Origin of the sequence: Flavobacterium sp. IMCC34518 (genome assembly GCF_027111095.2) — a bacterium.
Taxonomy (GTDB): Bacteria; Bacteroidota; Bacteroidia; order Flavobacteriales; family Flavobacteriaceae; genus Flavobacterium; species Flavobacterium praedii.
The window spans coordinates 3135484-3154510 of sequence record NZ_CP114284.2 but is presented as its reverse complement, the minus strand read 5'-3'; the positions used below and the strand labels follow the sequence as shown (position 1 = coordinate 3154510).

The window sequence follows — 19027 nt, the reverse complement described above, 5'->3', positions numbered from 1 at the left end:
ATTAATTGAAAAAGAATAAATGCCAGATTTAAACAATCCTAAATCAAATAACAGTATCCAGAACGCAACCAACGGTACCAATTCCGATGGGAAAAACTGGTTTGCATCATGGTTCGACAGTCCTTATTATCATATTCTTTACAAAGAAAGGAACTATAGAGAAGCGCAATTGTTTATGGACAATTTAACTCATTATCTTAATCTTCCCGAAAAAGCCAAAGTACTTGACCTTGCTTGTGGAAAAGGCCGTCATTCTATTTACTTAAACCAACTGGGCTACAATGTTATAGGAGCCGATTTATCCGAAAACAGCATTCTAGAAGCGCAAAAAAACAGCAATAAAACCCTGCATTTTCAAGTACATGACATGCGCGAAACCTTTGAAGATAAATTTGATGCCATTTTCAATTTGTTTACCAGTTTTGGATATTTCGAAAACGATGAGGACAATCTCACCACACTAAAAGCCATTAAAGAAAGCTTATCCGAATATGGTTTCGCTGTAATCGATTTTATGAACGTACCCAATGTACTTAATACTTTGGTTCCAGAAGAAGTAAAACAAGTTGATGGAATTAATTTTCACATCAAACGTTACCTAAAAGAAGGTCATATTTATAAAGAAATTGACTTTGAAGACCAAGGTAAAAAATACCATTTCACCGAGAAAGTAAAAGCACTTACATTAAAAGACTTTGAACAAATGATGGAAGAAACAGGCATCTTTTTATTGGATATTTTTGGAGATTACAAACTAAAAAAATTCCATAAAACGGAGAGCGAAAGATTAATTATGATTTTTAAGTAATTGGTTCTACAACAAAACAAACGATTAAACAAAAAACATGAATTATCTTTTGCCTTTACTTTCCGTACTTATTGGTTATATTATTGCTTTGTTTCTAAAGCCAAAAAGTAAAACCAACCTCAAACTTTTACTGGCTTTTAGTGGTTCGTTCTTGCTATCTCTCACTGTAATGCATATTTTGCCAGAGGTATATGAAAGTAAAAACCACAACATCGGCCTTTTTATAATGTTGGGTATTTTGTTCCAAATTATTTTAGAGTTTTTTTCCAAAGGTGCCGAACACGGTCACGTACACGGACATGCCAAAATGTACCAAATTCCTTGGTTATTATTCATCAGCCTTTGCATCCATGCTTTTCTTGAAGGATTTCCGGTAAGTCATCATCACGATTTAGCCATAGGAATTGCAATTCATCATTTACCCATAGCCATCATTTTGACCTCCTTTTTTGTGAGTTCCAGTCTTAATAAAAATGCTATTTTTTTATTCATGGTCACTTTTGCAGTTATGACACCATTAGGCACCATAGTATCAGAATATATTCCTCAATTAAACACCTATTACTCAGAGATTACTGCGATCGTTATTGGTATATTATTCCATATTTCATCCACTATCATTTTTGAAAGCAGCGAAGGACACAAATTCAATATCGCCAAAATATCCATGATCGTAATTGGAATTCTATTGGCATACTTAATATAACTAAAATACATCTTTGGGCGTGACCCCATTAAGCAAAGGGGCTTATTTATAGTATCGCTCATAGAGCCCCTTCGCTCAATGCGGTCGGGCAATCCGCGCTACTTCGGTAGCTAGCTCCTGTCCCTCACGCAATTCACGTATCAAACAACTTTGATCTTCAAAAAACACCCCAAATTGGTTTTATTTAATTGCACTTTAAAAGGTTAATTAATAATGAAAATATCTTGATTACACACAATTAATCCAAATAATTTGCATTATCAAAAACAATACTGTTAATTTGTCGCAACTTATTAACTGAGAAGTTTCTGTCCATAGTAGAATTGACACAAAAACAGTACAAAATTTAACCAACAGGAAAAAGATGAAAAAAAACAAAAGAAAAACGATAACGAGTAGAAATACAAATGTTTAGTATTTTCAAAAAAAAGCAAAGAGCATATTCCAAAATTGAAAATCATATTTTCGGAATAATTACCGAGTTGCTAAAAATTGGAGCAACCGATATTAATTGCGACGAATTGGGTGGAAAATACTATTTAAGCAATGAAGAACAACACTTTAGAGTTACAATATTTAGTAATGAATCTGTAATACGATTGACCAACACACGAGATTCTGTTGCTGAAAAATACGATAAATTTTTTGTAGAAAATGTTCTAAAAGCAGTAAAAGAAGAAAAACATCGTCGAATGGAATTGGTGTGCGATTCAATTACAAATAGCATCGAAAAGATGGCAGAACGTTTGCATAATGTCCTTATTGAGAACAATGAAGAAGAAGAAAACAAAAAGGATGAAATTTATAAAATTCATAAAATCGAAGAAGAACAAAGAGCTAAAATTGTTTGATTTTGATTTTAAAGTAAATTCAACTTTATAGAAATAGTTTCTTTATTTTTTTTAAAATTTACTGTAATTGCAAAAAATGAAAGTTGAAAAAGCAACAAGCAATGATAATGAAATTTTGACTGAAATAACTAAAAAGTCAAAAGCCTATTGGGGATATTCAGAAGAACAAATTTTACAGTGGATTGACAACCTAACCATTTCCAAAGAATATATTGAAAATAATCCAGTCTTCAAATTAGTAAATGACAATACAATTATCGGCTATTATTCGTACCTCATTAAAGACGAAAAAAACATAAAACTGGACAACTTATTTTTACTCCCTGAATATATTGGAAAAGGATTTGGAAAATATTTGATCAACGATTTTATAAATCGAATGAGAATCGAAAAATTCGAAAAAATAATATTGGATTCAGAACCAAATGCAGAGGAATTCTATCTGAAAATTGGATTCAAAAAAATTGGCCAGTTTGAAACTTCCATAAAAAATAGGTTTATGCCAATTATGGAAATGATTCTTTAAAATCCTTCATATTTTTCATCTATCAGAGAATAGATAACTTTTAAAATTCCCTAACTTTACCAACCCACAAAAAGTTGTCAATTTTAAAGCAAAACAATGAACTTCACAAAGACTACCGAACAATCTTCCAAATACGAACATTTGGAAAAAATGTCCGTTCAAGAATTACTTTCCAATATCAATAAAGAAGACCAAACCGTTCCTTTTGCTGTAGAAAAAGCATTACCGCAAATAGAAACATTGGTTACCGAAATTGTAGCCAAAATGAAATTAGGTGGACGCTTATTTTACATTGGAGCAGGAACCTCAGGTCGTTTGGGAATCTTGGATGCTTCAGAATGTCCTCCAACTTTTGGAGTTCCTTTCGATTTGGTTGTTGGAATTATAGCAGGAGGTGATACCGCTATTCGCAAAGCCGTAGAAAATGCCGAAGACAACGCAACACAAGCTTGGGAAGATTTAAAAGCATTCCATGTAAACGAAAATGATGTGGTTGTTGGTATTGCCGCTTCTGGAACAACACCTTATGTTATAGGAGGCTTGCAAACCTGCAATGCCAAAAACATCAGTACTGGAAGTATTTCCTGCAATGCTGGAAGTCCACTTTCGCAAACGGCAAAATTCCCCATAGAAGTTATTGTTGGACCAGAATTTGTGACAGGAAGTTCCAGAATGAAAGCTGGAACTGCACAAAAATTAGTACTGAATATGATTACGACTAGCACAATGATTCAGCTTGGAAAAGTGAAAGGAAACAAAATGGTCGATATGCAATTAAGCAACAGCAAACTGGTTGATCGTGGTGTAAAAATGATTATGGGTGAAATTCCTGTTACCTACGAAGAAGGCTCCGAATTGCTAAAAAAACACGGAAGCGTGAGAAAAGCAGTAGATTTTTATAACAACAAATAGAAAATAGTCTTTAACAAAAACTATAAAACACAAAAATGGCAAACAAAGAACACTTAGCAAAAGGAATCAAATATTTAACGGGTGCTTTACCCCTTATATTTATAGGGCCATCAGTGATTTATAATGCATTTATGAATCAGAAAAATGATTGGCACTATTTGGTTTTGGCCATTGGAATCATTGCGTGTCTAGCATCGATGGTTTTAATGTTTGTGGGTTTGAAAATAATAATGAAAGGCATATTTAACGACTAATTTGTATCTTTACAAAAAATGCAATTATGGATATTCAAGCAGAAATAAATTGGATTCATCAAGAAATTGACAAAGTAAAAGACCCCTCTTTTATAGAAAAAATGAAACACCTATTGCAGTCTATCAATTCCACTTCGGAAGATACTGCAATTGAATATAATCTTGATATTGATAATGCATTAGAAAGTATTAAAGACGGACGTTTTTATTCAGAAGAAGAAGCTAAGGAAATTTCAAAAAAATGGGGAAGAAAATAATCTGGTCTTATGATGCATTAGAACAGTTGGAGGATATTCATTTTTATATTTTTTTTGAAAGCAAATCAATTCGAATTGCAGATAAAGTAACTGACACTATCTTCGAAAGTACCGAAATCCTAAAAACTAATCCCGAAATCTACAAACTCGACATTCAAAAAGTCAATAACGACGGGAGTTTTAGAGTTTATTATATTTACGACTATAGTATTTCCTATCGAATTACTGATAGTTCCATTCAAATTCTCCGTGTGAGACATACTGCACGCAAATCCAAAAAACTCCCATGGAAAACCTAATTCACGTTCAAAAAACATTCGAAAAAGTCATATATCTTGACAAAAAAATCAACAATCGGGAATTTGAAGATTGCATTTTCAAAAACTGTGATTTCTCCAATAGTGATTTCTCCTATAATACCTTTATGGATTGTGAGTTCATTGATTGTAATTTATCAATGACACAATTAGGAGGAACAAGTTTAAAATCGGTTAGTTTCAAAAACTGTAAACTTCTAGGCATTCAATTTCAGAGCTGTGAAGATTTCTTGTTCAATGTTCAATTTCTGGAATGTGTTTTGGATTATTCTTCGTTTGCCAATAAAAAAATGCCCAAAACCAAATTTAATTCGTGTTCGATGAAAGAAGTAACTTTTATTGGAACCAATTTGACCAATTCGGTTTTTGAGAACTGTAATTTGGATAATGCCATTTTTAACGATACTCTTTTGGCCGGAGTCGATTTTACAACTGCTTACAATTATAAAATAGATCCCGAATTCAATCCGATGAAAAAAGCCAAGTTTTCCAGTCAGGGAATTGTTGGACTTTTGGATAAATATGATATAAAAATTGAATGATGATCCGAATCAAATTAACACCTTTGTCAAAGTTTTGAACTTTGAAAAAGGTTCACGAAAATAAGCATCTGTTGTTACAATTTAATTTACCGTATGGAACTCCAAGAACAATTTTCACACATAACGACGCTCCTATCAAAAGCAAAAGAGAATGCTTTCCATGCTGTAAACAAGGAATTGGTAACTCTTTATTGGCATGTTGGGGAGTATGTAAGCCAGCAAGTAGAGAAGAAAGCTTGGGGTAAATCGGTAGTAAAAGAACTGTCTCTTTTTATTCAGCAGTCAGAACCCAATATAGTTGGGTTTTCTCCTCAAAATATATGGAGAATGAAGCAATTTGTTGAGACCTATAAAGATTTTCCAAAACTCGCAACACTGTCGAGAGAATTAAGCTGGTCACAAAATAGACTGATTTTACCGCTTAAAAGTCCAGAGGAACAAGAATTTTACTTACTTTTTTGTATCAAGGAAAAATGGTCAGTTAGAGAACTTGAAAGACAAATCAATACATCTTGTTTTGAACGTATAATGCTTGCAAATGAAAAACTCGCCACACTGTCGGGAGTTTTTCCAAAAGAAGTAACAAACACTTTTAAAGATACATATGTATTAGAATTACTTCAATTACCTGAAAGTCATTTAGAGAAAGATTTAAGAAAAGCAATTACACAAAACATAACCAAATTTCTATTGGAATTTGGGCGAGACTTTGCTTTTATGGGAGAAGAATATCCATTGCAGGTAGGAAATCAAGATTTCGCCATTGATCTTTTGTTTTATAACAGAACCCTAAATTGTATGGTCGCTATTGAAGTGAAAATAGAAAAATTTAAACCCGAACATTTAGGACAGCTTAATTTTTATCTTGAAGCACTAGACAGAGATATTCGCAAACCACATGAACAACCCAGCATTGGTATATTGTTGTGCAATGGCAAAGATGACATTGTTGTAGAATATGCTTTAAGCCGAACAGTATCGCCGACATTAGTAGCCGATTATCAAACAAAACTTCCTAGTAAAGAACTACTACAGCGCAAGTGGAAAGAGATTTTAGAGTCACTCGATACGGGATATAGTAACGAACAAGAAATATTTTAATTTATGAATGCAACCACATCCTATCTTGAAAGCGTAAAAAAGCAATTTCTCTACTATAAAATGTTGGGAGAAAAAGCCATGGAGCAACTAGAGCCGGAACAACTTTTTGTATCTATAAACAAAGACACCAATAGTATTGCCGTGATTGTAAAACACCTTACGGGAAATATGGTGTCACGTTGGACCGATTTCCTAACTACAGATGGTGAGAAAGAAACAAGAAACCGTGATACTGAATTTGAAAATGATTTACAAACCAAAGATGAGTTATTGATCTCTTGGAATGCAGGTTGGGATTGCTTTCTCAGCGCTTTAGACGGTTTGCAAACAGATCAACTTTCGGAGATAATTTACATCAGGAATGAAGGTCATACGGTTATTGAAGCCATCAACAGGCAACTGGCGCATTATCCGTATCATATTGGTCAAATTATTTTTTATGCCAAACAATTAAAAAATAGTGACTGGAATAGTTTATCCATTCCAAAAAATAAATCGAATAGTTATAATGCCGATAAATTTGCACAAGAGAAATCGATTAAAAATTTTACGGAAGAAGAATTTAGAAGATTGAAATAAGACAACGAACATCACTGCCCCAGATGGAAGTGAAAACCCCGCAGGGCTATACCCTATTTTTTCCTGCTCCAAAAGAGCGACCAAAGGAAGCTCCTTTTGGGGCATTGGAAAAAAAGGGGATAGCACGAGGAGTTGCAACGAACAGCTGGACAAGGCCCAAATAATACTTAAAACGACTTGAAATGAAAAAAATAATAATGCTTTCTCCACTATTACTCTTTATGTCCTGTTATAATACGGATCGCAACTGTGCTGACTTTAAAACTGGGAAATTTAAATTTGAATATGAAATTGACGGAATTAAAAAAACTACAGTCTTTGAACGTAATGACAGTATTGAAATTGAGACTTTTGAGGGTAAAACGGACACTTCAACAGTACGTTGGGTGAATGATTGCGAGTATGTTTTGCAAAAAAAACATCCTAAAAACAAGGCCGAAGAGAAGGCAATTGACATGAAAATCTTGACAACTACAAAAAATTCCTATACCTTTGAATTTGGAATGATGGGTGTTGATGAGAAACAACGCGGTACAGTTACCAAAATTTCAAATTAAGAAACACATACTAAACCTCTAAGAATATAAAATGGAAGTATTTTTGAACCCCGATGCTTGGATTGCCTTATTAACATTAACGTTTCTCGAAATTGTTTTAGGTATTGATAACATCATTTTTATCTCTATTGCAACTGGAAAATTAGCAATTGAAGACCGTAAAAAAGCTACTAAAATAGGAATGTTTTTAGCCATGTTCATGAGAATTGGGCTTTTGTTTGGAATCAATTTTTTGATCCAAATGAAAAAACCCTGGTTCACGATAGATTGGGCTTGGTTACATGCTGGAATTACGGGGCAAAGTGTTATTTTATTATTAGGGGGCTTATTCTTAATTTATAAAAGTACGAATGAAATACGTGAAAAAGTAGACGAAAGAGGTCATGAAGAAAAAGAATTAGGCAAGGCTGCGGCAAAATCTTTTCAAAGTGTAATACTTCAAATTATAATGATAGACTTGGTTTTCTCTTTTGACAGTATTTTGACTGCTGTTGGTATGACCAATGGCGTTGAAGGTGCTTTGTATATAATGATTACTGCAGTAGTTATTTCGGTTTTGATTATGATGCAATTCGCGGTTCCTGTTGGAAATTTTGTCAACAAACATCCATCTATTCAAATTTTGGGTTTATCCTTTTTAATTTTAATTGGGTTTATGTTATTGACCGAAAGTGCCCATTTATCTAACGCCCTTATTTTTGGCAGTCATGTGACTCCTGTTCCAAAAGGGTATTTGTACTTTGCTATTTCATTCTCCTTATTTGTAGAAATATTAAACATGAAAATGACCAAAAAGAAAAATTCATAATAGGATTCAAAGAATCCAGTTACCAAAAGTAGCTGGATTTTTTTTTACATAATTTATTATCGTTTCAGTACAATGAAAAATACTATTTCCCATAGAGTTGCCGATTTTTTAAAAAACTTCCCTCCTTTTACCTTTTTGAACCAAAAAGATATCGAAATCCTTTCGGAACAAATTTCTATCATCTATAAAGAAAAAGACAGTGTTATTTTTTCAGAAAATGAAGAAACACATCATTCATTTTATGTGGTTCATAAAGGAGCTGTCGCACTAAGGAAAAGTCCAAAAAACAACATTATCGATATGTGTGATGAAGGGGATGTTTTTGGTTTAAGACCACTTATCGCCAATGAAAACTACAAAATGGAAGCTAGAACTTATGAAGAAAGTATTCTTTATGCTATTCCTATTTCAATTTTTAGACCTTATGCACTAGAGAATAAAGATGTTGGTAATTTTTTGATTCAAAGTTTTGCTTCAAATACTCGAAATCCGTATTCTAAAAGTCATAGAGGAAAGCTATATGGAGAAACTTTAGCTGGAGAAATTCTGGATACTGATACCAAATTATTTGATATTCAACCCGTAAAATATTCTAAAAAAATAGTCACTTGTTCGTCTATAACTTCAGCAAAAGTAATAGCCCAAATTATGACCAAAAAAAATGTTGGCGCAATACTTGTTGTAGAAGATAAACTCCCCATTGGAATCATTACCGATAAAGATTTAAGAAACAAAATTGTAACTGGTGAATTTCCAATCACAACATCGGCATCAGTAATTATGACAAGTCCTGTAATTACTTATCATAAAAAACTGACTACCACGCAAGCACAAATGGCAATGATGAAAAGTAACATCAGTCATATTTGTTTAACAAAGGATGGTACTCCAAACACAAAAGCGGTTGGAATCCTTTCTAAACATGATGTGATGGTTTCGCTAGGAAACAATCCAGCCGTATTGATAAAAGCGGTAAAAAGAGCCAAAAAAAATAAGGAAATCAAGCCCATAAGAGCCAATATCATGCAATTATTACAAGGCTATTTGGATCAAAATATCCCAATCACGCTGACATCAAAAATAATTACAGAATTGAATGATGTGTGTATTCAACAAGTAATTGAAATAGCATTAAAAAAAATGAGTACCCCGCCACCTGTTAAATTTTCATGGTTGGCCATGGGAAGTCAAGGGCGCAGTGAACAATTATTACAAACGGATCAGGACAATGCTTTAGTTTATGAAGATGTACCAGAAGAATTAAAAGAGAAAACTAAAAAATATTTCTTGGAATTAGCCACTCATGTCAACAAAGGATTATTTGAAATTGGTTATGATTATTGCCCTGCCGAAATGATGGCGTCTAATCCTAAATGGTGTTTGAGTCTTGATGAATGGAAAAAACTTGTACACCATTGGATTACAAATACTGGAAAAGATGAAGTCCTATTATCTTTCATTTTTTTTGATTACAGTCTTTCGTATGGCGATAGCGAACTGGCAAACAAGCTATCCGATTATATACTAGAAGATATAAAAGCAAATCCTGTATTTTATCTTCATTTGGTGAGTGGTGCATTACAAAGTCCTTCTCCAACAGGATTCTTTAGAGAATTTTTATTAGAACAAGATGGGGCTAACAAAGATTTTTTTGATATAAAAAGAAGAGCTTTAATGCCATTGAGTGATGCCGCAAGAGTTTTGATTTTATCTCATTCCGTAAAATCCATCAGTAATACTCCAGAACGTTTTGAAAAATTAGCGGAATTGGAACCGCAGAATAAAGAATTGTACCTAGCTTGTTCTTATTCCTATAGAGCATTATTAAAATTTAGAACAAAACAAGGACTTTTGCATAATGATTCCGGTCAATATATTGCTTTGGGAGATTTAACCAAATTAGAAAAAATAAAACTCAAGAGTACCTTTAAAACTATTAAAGAAATACAAGAAATTATTTCTATTCGCTTTAATCCATCAAATATTTTGTAATGGTAAATTTTTATATAAAATGCAAAGCAATTGTATTTAGTTTTCTAGAATACTTTAAAAAACCAATTGACGAATCCTTATTAAAAACAGTCGAAAGCACTCGTTTTGTAGTTTTAGACACCGAAACTACTGGTTTTGATTACACCACTGACAGAATACTTTGCATTGGTGCTGTCACTTTACAAAATGGAGTAATCGCTATTCCAGAAAGTTTTGAAATTTTTATAGAGCAAGAACATTATGATGAAAATACGGCGAAAATACATGGGATTCTAAAAGATTGGATCATTAAAAGACCGTCAGAACTGGAAGCTTTAGAACAATTCCTGACTTTTTTGGATGATGCAATAATTATTGCCCATCATACTTTTTTTGATATAACAATGATTAATTGCGCTTTAGAAAGAAACAATCTCCCTAAATTAAAAAACAAAACGTTAGACACTGCTTTTCTTTATAAAAAAACACTAATTATATCCAATCTTTTGGAACGAAAAGAACATTACACATTGGATGATCTTGCCGATAAATTTGATATTTCAAAAAAAGACCGCCATACTGCAATGGGAGATGCTTACATAACCGCTATCGCTTTCTTGAAAATTGTAAAAAAGTTGAAGGATAAAAAAGGTAAAACCGAATTTACTTTAAGAGATTTATTTAATTAAGAAAAGCTCCTTTTGGAGCTTTTCTTGATTCTAAAACAAAACAACCTGACCATCATCTTCCAATTGAATGTCCGAATCGTCAATATTAGTATCTCCTTTAACTTCTAATTCTTCTGGAATAATTTCCTCAGGAACTTCGTAAGGCAATGGTTCTAATAAATTTACTTGTTTCAGTTTATCGGTAGTCAATTGATTTCCTAGTGCTTTAAAACCTTTTACAGCTATAAACGACTCAATATCTACAGTCTGATTTTCTTTTTGAACTCCTTTTATTTTAGGAAAAACGAGTTCGGCTACAGGACGATAATCTGTTGCTACGATTTCTAATCTTGAATTAGGATGTTCTGTGATAAATGATTCCTCTTTATTTTCGGTTTCTACCAAGAAACGTTTGATGTAATAACGCTCTTTTTCACCATCATAATAAATGGCCGAAATTGGTTTTTTAGGAATCCATTTCTCCAAGACAATCATATCTTCATCAAAGTGTGTAGATAACTCCGGCGTAATGACTTTGATTTTTCCCGCTTGTGATACCACCAAAATTTTATCACTTGGTCTAAATTCGCCCAACAGTTCTCCTCTTGCATCAACATTCAATCGTTGAACCGTATCATCAAACCAAACCTTTCTTGGCAATAAAGTTGAAATCCCTTTCTCCTTCAATTCAATTTTCTTAATCGGATATTTAGAAACTAAATTCCCTTTGGAAGCCCTACCTTTAATTGCTAAAGAAGCAAAATCAATATCAAATTTCAATTTCTTTATACTTCCCACTTGTCGCAATAAAATAGTAATCACCTCTGCTTCTCCATTTGGGTTACACGAAAAATACAAAATTTGTGATCCCGCAGTTTCATTCGTTAAATCATATGGTTTGTCACGTGTAACACCCGTCACATTAAATCGCTTGATATACGATGGACCCGATTTTCCATCACGATAAATCATATTATAAATGGTTCGTTTGTCACTTTTGTCAAAAATAGCAATATGAATAATATCTTTTCCAACAAAGGTTTTGGCATCGACTTTGGTAATCATCATTTTTCCGTTTCTTAGAAAAACAATTACATCATCAATATCAGAACAATCGGTAACGTATTCGTCTTTTTTCAAGCTTGTCCCAACGAAACCTTCTTCCCTATTTACATATAATTTGGTATTTCTTAAAACCACTTTTGTAGCTTCGATATCATCAAAAATACGCAACTCGGTTTGGCGCTCTCTACCTTTTCCGTACTTCTCTTTTAATTTTGAAAAATAGGCAATCGCAAAATCAACTAAATTAGCTAAGTGATGCTCTACTTCCTTCATTTCTTCTTCTAACTTAGCAATAAAGTCATCAGCTTTGTCAGAATCGAAACGAGTAATACGAATCATTGGTATTTGAGTTAATCGATGCAAATCATCATCATGAATATCTCTAACAAATGATTTTTTGAAAGGCTCAAAACGATCATATAAATAGACATACAACGACTCTCTATCTCCATACAACTTGAATTCAATGTACATTTCTTCACGAATAAAGATTTTCTCTAAAGTCGAGAAATGCCATTTATTTTTTAATTCTTCTAATTGAATTTCCAACTCTTGTCGAAGCAAATCAACCGTTCTGTTAGTCGAAATCTTCAACATATCCGAAACCCCAATAAACAAAGGTTTATTATCCTCAATTACACAGCCTAATGGCGCCACCGAAGTTTCGCAGGCCGTGAATGCAAATAAAGCATCGATCGTTTTATCTGGAGAAACCCCAGGGAAAAGATGAATTAATATCTCAACCTCAGCGGCCGTATTGTCTTCAATTTTTTTGATTTTGATTTTACCTTTATCGTTGGCTTTCAAAATACTGTCAATCAAAGTCGTCGTATTAGTAGAAAACGGAATTTGAGTAATCACCAACGTATTTTTGTCAAGTTGACCAATTTTGGCACGAACACGAACACGTCCACCACGCAATCCATCATTATAATTGGACACATCTGCAATACCTTGTGTCAAGAAATCCGGATATAAGGTAAATGGTTTTCCTTTTAAGATTTTAATGGATGAATCTATCAGCTCATTAAAGTTATGAGGTAAGACTTTGGTCGAAAGACCTACTGCAATCCCCTCCGCTCCCGACGCCAGTAATAATGGGAATTTTACCGGTAAATTATTCGGTTCGGCACGACGTCCATCATAAGAAACACCCCAATCGGTAATTTTTGGAGAATACAAAACTTCCAAAGCGAATTTTGACAAACGCGCTTCGATATAACGAGAAGCCGCAGCTCCATCACCCGTCAAGATATTCCCCCAGTTCCCTTGGCAATCGATTAATAATTCTTTCTGCCCAATTTGTACCATTGCATCACCAATACTTTGATCCCCGTGCGGGTGATACTGCATGGTGTGACCAACAACATTGGCAACCTTATTGTAACGACCATCGTCCAACTCTTTCAAAGAGTGCATAATTCTTCGCTGTACCGGTTTGAAACCATCCTCAATAGCTGGAACAGCACGTTCTAGAATTACATAAGAAGCATAATCCAAAAACCAATCTTTGTACATTCCTGTAACTTTGGTAATGGTATCGCCTTCCTCATTATCATTCTCATAAAAATGCCCTCCTTCAAAATGTTTGGCTTCTACGTCAATAATTTCATCGGAATCAGTATCATCCTGATTTTCATCATTTGATTGATCTTCCGAATTATTTTCTTCGTTTGCTGGGATTATGTTATCGTCTTCTTCGTCTTTCATTTATGCTGAATTTATTTCAGTTTATTCTTTTATAAAAAATTTTACCAACTCTTTGAATATGCTCAATTAAACTTTCCGATTTCAAATCATTATAAATTGAAATATCGAATTTATACGGAATAAAGCTATCATCTAGTTTGTGCCACAACTTATTTAAATCTTTTTTATCGACATTTCCCTTTAGTGTAATATCTATATCCGAACCCTCTTTAAAATTTCCCTTGGCTCTGGAACCATATATAACAACCTCATCAATAGAAGAACAATCTTCAATTATTGATAAAATCTCTTCCCAACTTTTAGGATATATTCCAAACATTACAAATAAGTTTTCATTTTATTTTCAAAATCTATAAAAACAGGAAAATAATCATTTAGAATAATTTCTAAAATTGCTAAAACTTCACTTTCATCGTATATGTGAGAAGTCAAATTTCTGCTTTTAATCATATCAAACCAAACATCACCATTTGAAATAAGTCCAACATTAAATGCTTCTTTGACTGCAATTTTACTCCCAAACAAATCTGTTTTCCCTTGGTCTTCCAGGAAGTCTTTCATCACTTTCCATGACAATTCTTGCGAAACTTCAAAAGCTTGTATCACACCTTGTAATTCTAATTCAGTGTAATCTCGTTCATTTTTTAACTCTTTGGCTTTTTTTAATTGCCTAAAAGCTTTTACAAAATGCTCAAATCTTTGCTTCCAACGAATATCTTGATTTTCCATAGTTTCAAATTACAAAATTAATTGTATTAAATCTTCTCTGCTTGGCAGAATTGTTTTGTATTTACTGGCAAATATTTGCTCGTTATTTTCAGGTAAAGTATATTCTACAACCAAATCACTTTTGTTTTGGCAAAGTACAATTCCAATGGTTTTGTTTTCATCTTCCAAACGCATTTCTCTGTCGTAATAATTAACATACATTTGCATTTGTCCTAAATCCTGGTGTTTTAATTCTCCTATTTTTAAATCAATTAGAACAAAACATTTTAATATTCGATTATAAAAAACCAAATCGATTCGAAAATGTTTATCATCAAAGGTAATTCTGTTTTGTCTAGCTACAAAAGTAAAACCGTGACCCAATTCTAATAAAAAATGCTCTAATTTATTGATAATTTCTTCTTCCAACTCCGACTCAGAATATTGATGCAATTCAGGCAATCCTAAAAATTCCAAAATATAGGGATCTTTAATAAGGTCTTTTGGTTTCTCTATAATCTGGCCTTTCTCAGAGAGTTTCAAAATTCCTTCTTTATCTCGGCTTAAAGCCAATCGTGTATAAAGTGCCGAATCATATTGCCGTTTTAATTCCCGAACGCTCCAATTGTATTTTTCGGATTCTATTTCGTAGAAACGTCTTTCGTTTAAGTCATCAATTCGCATTAAGAAAACATAATGTGTCCAAGTTAGTTTGAAAAACGAAATTGGTGATTGCGTTTTTTCATCTTTAAATTCCCCAGTCAGTGACTCGGAAATTTGTATTTGAGATTTCGTCATCACTGATGACGAAATTGAATATATTTTATAAAATTTCCTCATTCGGTCAAGATTTTCAACAGAAAACCCTTTCCCAAACTCCTTTGTCAATTGCTGAGAAAGTCCTTTTAATAATTGCTTCCCATATTCGGCCCTGTCTTTTCCGTTTTGTTCTTCTTCCACAATCATTCTTCCTATTTCAAAATAGGTGTAAACCATTGTTGAATTTACAGTACGCAAAACCTGTTGACGAGCATTTTGCAATAGTTCGACTACTTGAGAAAATAAAACTTTATTTTGAAGATTTTCTGACACTAGCAAATCTATATTATTTCACTTCTTCCAAAACATCAATCTCTACCTTCAAATTCTTGATAATAAAATCTTGTCGGTCTGGAGTATTTTTACCCATATAAAACGACAATAACTGTTCGATTGAAGTGTTTTTATCCATCATAATAGGATCAAGACGAATAGTTTCTCCGATAAAATTTTTAAACTCGTCTGGTGATATTTCTCCCAATCCCTTAAATCGAGTGATTTCTGGTTTTGGTTTTAGTTTTTCTATGGCGTCTTTTCGCTCTTCTTCCGAATAGCAATAAATGGTTTCTTTTTTGTTTCGTACTCTAAAAAGCGGTGTCTGCAAAATATACAAATGTCCTTCTTTGATTAATTCTGGGAAAAACTGCAAGAAAAAAGTAATCAACAGCAAGCGAATGTGCATTCCATCGACATCGGCATCGGTTGCAATTACGATATTGTTGTAACGCAATTTTTCTAATCCGTCCTCAATGTCTAACGCCGCTTGCAGTAAATTGAATTCTTCGTTTTCATACACAATCTTTTTACTCATCCCGTAGGAGTTCAAAGGCTTACCACGCAAACTAAAAACCGCTTGGGTATTTACATCACGAGATTTGGTAATCGACCCCGAAGCCGAGTCCCCCTCGGTAATAAACAAAGTACTTTCTAAACTCTTAGGGTTTTTGGTATCAGGAAGATGAGCACGGCAATCTCTTAATTTTTTATTGTGCAAATTGGCTTTCTTTGCACGATCTGTAGCCAATTTTCGAATCCCTGATAATTCTTTACGCTCGCGTTCGGCTTGAAGAATTTTTCGCAATAAAGCATCTGCTGTTACTGGATTTTTGTGCAAATAATTGTCCAGTTTTGTTTTCACAAAATCATTTACAAAAGTACGAACAGAAGGCATTCCTGGTTCAGAACCCATATCTGTAGATCCCAATTTGGTTTTTGTCTGTGACTCAAAAACAGGTTCCATCACTTTGATACTTATGGCACTCACAACCGATTTACGTACATCCGAAGCTTCGAAGCTTTTGTTATAAAACTCTCTGATTGTTTTTACAATTGCCTCACGATAGGCCGCGAGATGCGTTCCTCCTTGTGTGGTATTTTGTCCATTCACAAAAGAGTGGTATTCTTCGCTGTATTGGGTTTTACTGTGGGTCAAAGCCATTTCGATATCATCGCCTTTGAGGTGAATAATCGGATACTCTAAATCATCAGCGTGTATGGTTTCTTCCAGTAAATCTTTTAATCCATTTTCGGAATAATATTTTTCGCCATTAAAAATTATAGTCAGACCATTGTTTAAGTAACAATAGTTTTTGAGCATTTTGATGACATACTCATATCTGAATTTATAGTTTTTAAAGATGGTCTCATCTGGAATAAAAGACACTTTGGTACCTTTTCGTTTTGTAGTTTCAATAACATCTTCTTCGAGAACTAAATTCCCACCTGAAAACTCGGCAGCTTTTTGTTTTTCATCACGAACAGATTCTACACGAAAAAAATGAGACAAGGCATTCACCGCTTTTGTCCCGACTCCATTCAAACCCACCGATTTTTTAAATGCCAATGAATCGTATTTACCACCGGTATTCATTTTGGACACCACATCAATTACCTTTCCTAATGGAATTCCACGGCCATAATCACGAACGGTAACTGTTTTGTCCTTAATGGTAACTTCGATGGTTTTACCAGCACCCATTACAAATTCATCGATACAGTTATCGAGAACTTCTTTTAATAAAATATAAATACCATCGTCTGGCGAAGAACCATCCCCTAGTTTTCCGATGTACATCCCAGGACGCATACGGATATGTTCTTTCCAGTCGAGAGAACGAATATTATCTTCGGTATATTGATTTTGATCTGACATTTTGGAATTTTATCGAATTTAACTGCGTTCTGTTTGATCCTTGCTTTTCACACAGACCTCGAGTGTGCTAATGTAGTGTAATCTGATAAAATTTAAAAGAGGATTACCGCAAAGTTATCAAAAATAATATTGACAGATTTGAATGTGAATTTTAGTATTCTGGTTATTTTTAATTTAGAATTGATTTGGCCAATTAACATTTACAAACCAGCAACAATCTCTTTTAATTGATTATCTAATTCAACGTTTGAAATAACATTAGCTTCAATATCAAAATTTTCATTAAAACTTGGCAGTGAGAAAACTGCTTTAATATCGGCAGTAAAACGAGGGAAATTATTTTTGGCAATTTCTAAAACACTAGCTCCACCTCTGGCACCCGGTGAAGTAGCCATCAATAACATGGGTTTATCTTGAAAAATTTTTCCGTTTATTCTAGAACACCAATCCACTGTGTTTTTGAAAGCGGCACTGTAATTACCATTATTTTCGGCAAGTGAAACTACCAAAACATCGGCCGATGCAATTTTATCCAAAAAGGCTTTCGCCAAGGGGTGTTGACCAATTACAATTTCCTTGTCAACGCTGAATAACGGCATTTCAAAATCATTTAAATCCAACACTTCCACTTCAGCATTTTTAAATAAATCCGAAGCATAAGTGGCCAATTTTTTATTTATGGAATTTTTACTTGGACTTCCGGCAAAAGCTATGATTTTCATATATTCATTTTTTAAGTTTTATCTATTTCAAAAATTTCTTTTTTTATTTCGACAGAATATTCATTTGGAAATATTTTTTCTCCATACGTTTTGGCATACACTTTAGTGAACTCAGCACCAAAGTAAAGAATTATAGCCGAATAATATACCCAAACCAAAATAATTATTACCGAACCCGTAGCACCATATATAGAACCAATAGTAGAATTCCCAAGATAATAACCAATGCCAAATTTACCTACCATAAACAATATTGCAGTACAAGCAGCTCCAAAACAAGCATCTCGCCATTTTATAATCCCGTCTGGCAATGTTCTAAAAATAATGGCAAAAAGCAATGTGATTATGCTAAAGACAATTACCGAATTAATGACATAAAATAAGTAAATCGTACTTTCTGGAAAATATAATTTCAACCTTGAATTTACAATATCTAATATAACATTTACCAATAAACTCACTATCATCAAAAAACCCAATGAAACAATCATTGAAAAAGACATCAATCGATTTTGAATAAACTTTTTAAACCCTTTATTCGGTTTGGCACGCAGTCCCCAAATATAATTGATTGAGCTTTGAATCTCCGCAAAAACTCCTGAAGCCCCAATTAGCAGCATGACAACTCCAAATACAGTGGCAAAAACAGTATTCCCAGACAGTTCAACATTTTTTATAGCCTCCTGAATTTGAACAGCGGCATCGTTACCAACCAAAGATTTTATTTGTCCATAAAGCTGCCCCGTGACGGCTTCCTCGCCAAAGAAAAAACTACAAATTGTAATAATAATGATTAAAAGTGGCGGAAGAGCAAAAATGGTGTAATATGCCAAAGCAGCACTTAGTTTTATAGCATTATCATCGATAAATTCTAAAGTTGTAATTTTAAGCAAAAACCAAGATTTTGACATAGAGTCTTTATTTAGCATACTATTTTAATTGAAAATTTAATCAAAGTTATACCAACCTTCTTACCAAAGTTTTACATAATTAT

22 protein-coding genes are annotated in these 19027 nt (G+C 33.4%); 15 read left to right on the top strand and 7 right to left on the bottom strand.

Annotation, left to right across the window (positions count from 1 at the left end; all coding sequences use genetic code 11):
• Nucleotides 1-19: 19 nt before the first annotated feature.
• From OZP06_RS13510 to OZP06_RS13440, 15 genes are all read left to right on the top strand, one after another.
• Nucleotides 20-808, top strand: a complete 789-nt coding sequence (locus OZP06_RS13510; RefSeq protein ID WP_269222325.1) for a class I SAM-dependent methyltransferase — start codon at nucleotides 20-22, stop codon at nucleotides 806-808.
• 37 nt (nucleotides 809-845) lie between these two features.
• Nucleotides 846-1514: a ZIP family metal transporter gene (locus OZP06_RS13505; RefSeq protein ID WP_269222324.1), complete on the top strand. Its 669-nt coding sequence runs from the start codon at nucleotides 846-848 to the stop codon at nucleotides 1512-1514.
• A gap of 407 nt (nucleotides 1515-1921) precedes the next feature.
• Nucleotides 1922-2365, top strand: coding sequence for a hypothetical protein (locus OZP06_RS13500; RefSeq protein WP_281323830.1), 444 nt, complete (start codon nucleotides 1922-1924; stop codon nucleotides 2363-2365).
• A gap of 76 nt (nucleotides 2366-2441) precedes the next feature.
• Nucleotides 2442-2891 carry a GNAT family N-acetyltransferase gene (locus OZP06_RS13495; protein ID WP_269222322.1) on the top strand — a complete coding sequence of 150 codons (450 nt, stop codon included), beginning with the start codon at nucleotides 2442-2444 and terminating at the stop codon, nucleotides 2889-2891.
• A gap of 96 nt (nucleotides 2892-2987) precedes the next feature.
• A complete protein-coding gene (gene murQ, locus OZP06_RS13490) occupies nucleotides 2988-3803 on the top strand; it encodes an N-acetylmuramic acid 6-phosphate etherase (RefSeq protein WP_269222321.1) in 816 nt (271 codons plus the stop codon).
• A 35-nt stretch (nucleotides 3804-3838) separates the two neighbouring features.
• Nucleotides 3839-4057, top strand: coding sequence for a DUF6095 family protein (locus tag OZP06_RS13485; RefSeq protein WP_269222320.1), 219 nt, complete (start codon nucleotides 3839-3841; stop codon nucleotides 4055-4057).
• 26 nt (nucleotides 4058-4083) lie between these two features.
• Nucleotides 4084-4314 carry a hypothetical protein gene (locus tag OZP06_RS13480; protein WP_269222319.1) on the top strand — a complete coding sequence of 77 codons (231 nt, stop codon included), beginning with the start codon at nucleotides 4084-4086 and terminating at the stop codon, nucleotides 4312-4314.
• Nucleotides 4299-4613 (top strand): type II toxin-antitoxin system RelE/ParE family toxin, encoded by a 315-nt coding sequence (locus OZP06_RS13475; RefSeq protein ID WP_269222318.1) that lies wholly within the window; start codon nucleotides 4299-4301, stop codon nucleotides 4611-4613. The genes OZP06_RS13480 and OZP06_RS13475 overlap by 16 nt, the downstream gene beginning before the upstream one ends.
• Nucleotides 4601-5173 carry a pentapeptide repeat-containing protein gene (locus tag OZP06_RS13470; RefSeq protein ID WP_269222317.1) on the top strand — a complete coding sequence of 191 codons (573 nt, stop codon included), beginning with the start codon at nucleotides 4601-4603 and terminating at the stop codon, nucleotides 5171-5173. Before OZP06_RS13475 ends, OZP06_RS13470 begins: the two co-directional genes overlap by 13 nt.
• 93 nt (nucleotides 5174-5266) lie before the next feature.
• A complete protein-coding gene (locus tag OZP06_RS13465; RefSeq protein ID WP_269222316.1) occupies nucleotides 5267-6274 on the top strand; it encodes a PDDEXK nuclease domain-containing protein in 1008 nt (335 codons plus the stop codon).
• 3 nt (nucleotides 6275-6277) lie between these two features.
• On the top strand, nucleotides 6278-6853 hold the full coding sequence (locus OZP06_RS13460; protein ID WP_281240176.1) for a DUF1572 family protein: 576 nt from the start codon (nucleotides 6278-6280) through the stop codon (nucleotides 6851-6853).
• Between the two features lie 182 nt (nucleotides 6854-7035).
• A complete protein-coding gene (locus tag OZP06_RS13455) occupies nucleotides 7036-7410 on the top strand; it encodes a DNA topoisomerase IV (protein WP_269222314.1) in 375 nt (124 codons plus the stop codon).
• Nucleotides 7411-7441: 31 nt separating this feature from the next.
• Nucleotides 7442-8218 carry a TerC family protein gene (locus tag OZP06_RS13450; protein WP_269222313.1) on the top strand — a complete coding sequence of 259 codons (777 nt, stop codon included), beginning with the start codon at nucleotides 7442-7444 and terminating at the stop codon, nucleotides 8216-8218.
• Nucleotides 8219-8290: 72 nt separating this feature from the next.
• Nucleotides 8291-10210 carry a DUF294 nucleotidyltransferase-like domain-containing protein gene (locus OZP06_RS13445; RefSeq protein WP_281323829.1) on the top strand — a complete coding sequence of 640 codons (1920 nt, stop codon included), beginning with the start codon at nucleotides 8291-8293 and terminating at the stop codon, nucleotides 10208-10210.
• Entirely contained in the window at nucleotides 10210-10878 is a 669-nt protein-coding gene (locus tag OZP06_RS13440; protein WP_269222312.1) for a 3'-5' exonuclease, read from the top strand. The genes OZP06_RS13445 and OZP06_RS13440 overlap by 1 nt, the downstream gene beginning before the upstream one ends.
• Nucleotides 10879-10908: 30 nt before the next feature.
• On the opposite strand, the gene OZP06_RS13435 is transcribed toward OZP06_RS13440, so the two are convergent.
• The 7 genes from OZP06_RS13435 to OZP06_RS13405 all read right to left on the bottom strand — a co-directional run bounded on the left by OZP06_RS13435 (nucleotide 10909) and on the right by OZP06_RS13405 (nucleotide 18962).
• Nucleotides 10909-13632 carry a DNA gyrase/topoisomerase IV subunit A gene (locus OZP06_RS13435; protein WP_281323828.1) on the bottom strand — a complete coding sequence of 908 codons (2724 nt, stop codon included), beginning with the start codon at nucleotides 13630-13632 and terminating at the stop codon, nucleotides 10909-10911.
• Between the two features lie 16 nt (nucleotides 13633-13648).
• Nucleotides 13649-13951, bottom strand: coding sequence for a nucleotidyltransferase domain-containing protein (locus OZP06_RS13430; RefSeq protein WP_269222311.1), 303 nt, complete (start codon nucleotides 13949-13951; stop codon nucleotides 13649-13651).
• The gene (locus OZP06_RS13425) at nucleotides 13951-14361 is read right to left on the bottom strand and encodes a nucleotidyltransferase substrate binding protein (RefSeq protein WP_269222310.1); all 411 of its coding nucleotides are present in this window, start codon (nucleotides 14359-14361) and stop codon (nucleotides 13951-13953) included. The genes OZP06_RS13430 and OZP06_RS13425 overlap by 1 nt, the downstream gene beginning before the upstream one ends.
• A 9-nt stretch (nucleotides 14362-14370) precedes the next feature.
• Complete coding sequence (locus OZP06_RS13420; RefSeq protein ID WP_269224617.1) at nucleotides 14371-15432, bottom strand: PDDEXK nuclease domain-containing protein; 1062 nt, start codon at nucleotides 15430-15432, stop codon at nucleotides 14371-14373.
• Between the two features lie 13 nt (nucleotides 15433-15445).
• Nucleotides 15446-17311, bottom strand: a complete 1866-nt coding sequence (locus OZP06_RS13415; protein ID WP_269222309.1) for a DNA topoisomerase IV subunit B — start codon at nucleotides 17309-17311, stop codon at nucleotides 15446-15448.
• Between the two features lie 200 nt (nucleotides 17312-17511).
• Nucleotides 17512-18033: an NAD(P)H-dependent oxidoreductase gene (locus OZP06_RS13410; RefSeq protein ID WP_269222308.1), complete on the bottom strand. Its 522-nt coding sequence runs from the start codon at nucleotides 18031-18033 to the stop codon at nucleotides 17512-17514.
• A gap of 11 nt (nucleotides 18034-18044) precedes the next feature.
• Nucleotides 18045-18962 (bottom strand): YihY/virulence factor BrkB family protein, encoded by a 918-nt coding sequence (locus OZP06_RS13405; protein WP_269222307.1) that lies wholly within the window; start codon nucleotides 18960-18962, stop codon nucleotides 18045-18047.
• Nucleotides 18963-19027 lie beyond the last annotated feature (65 nt).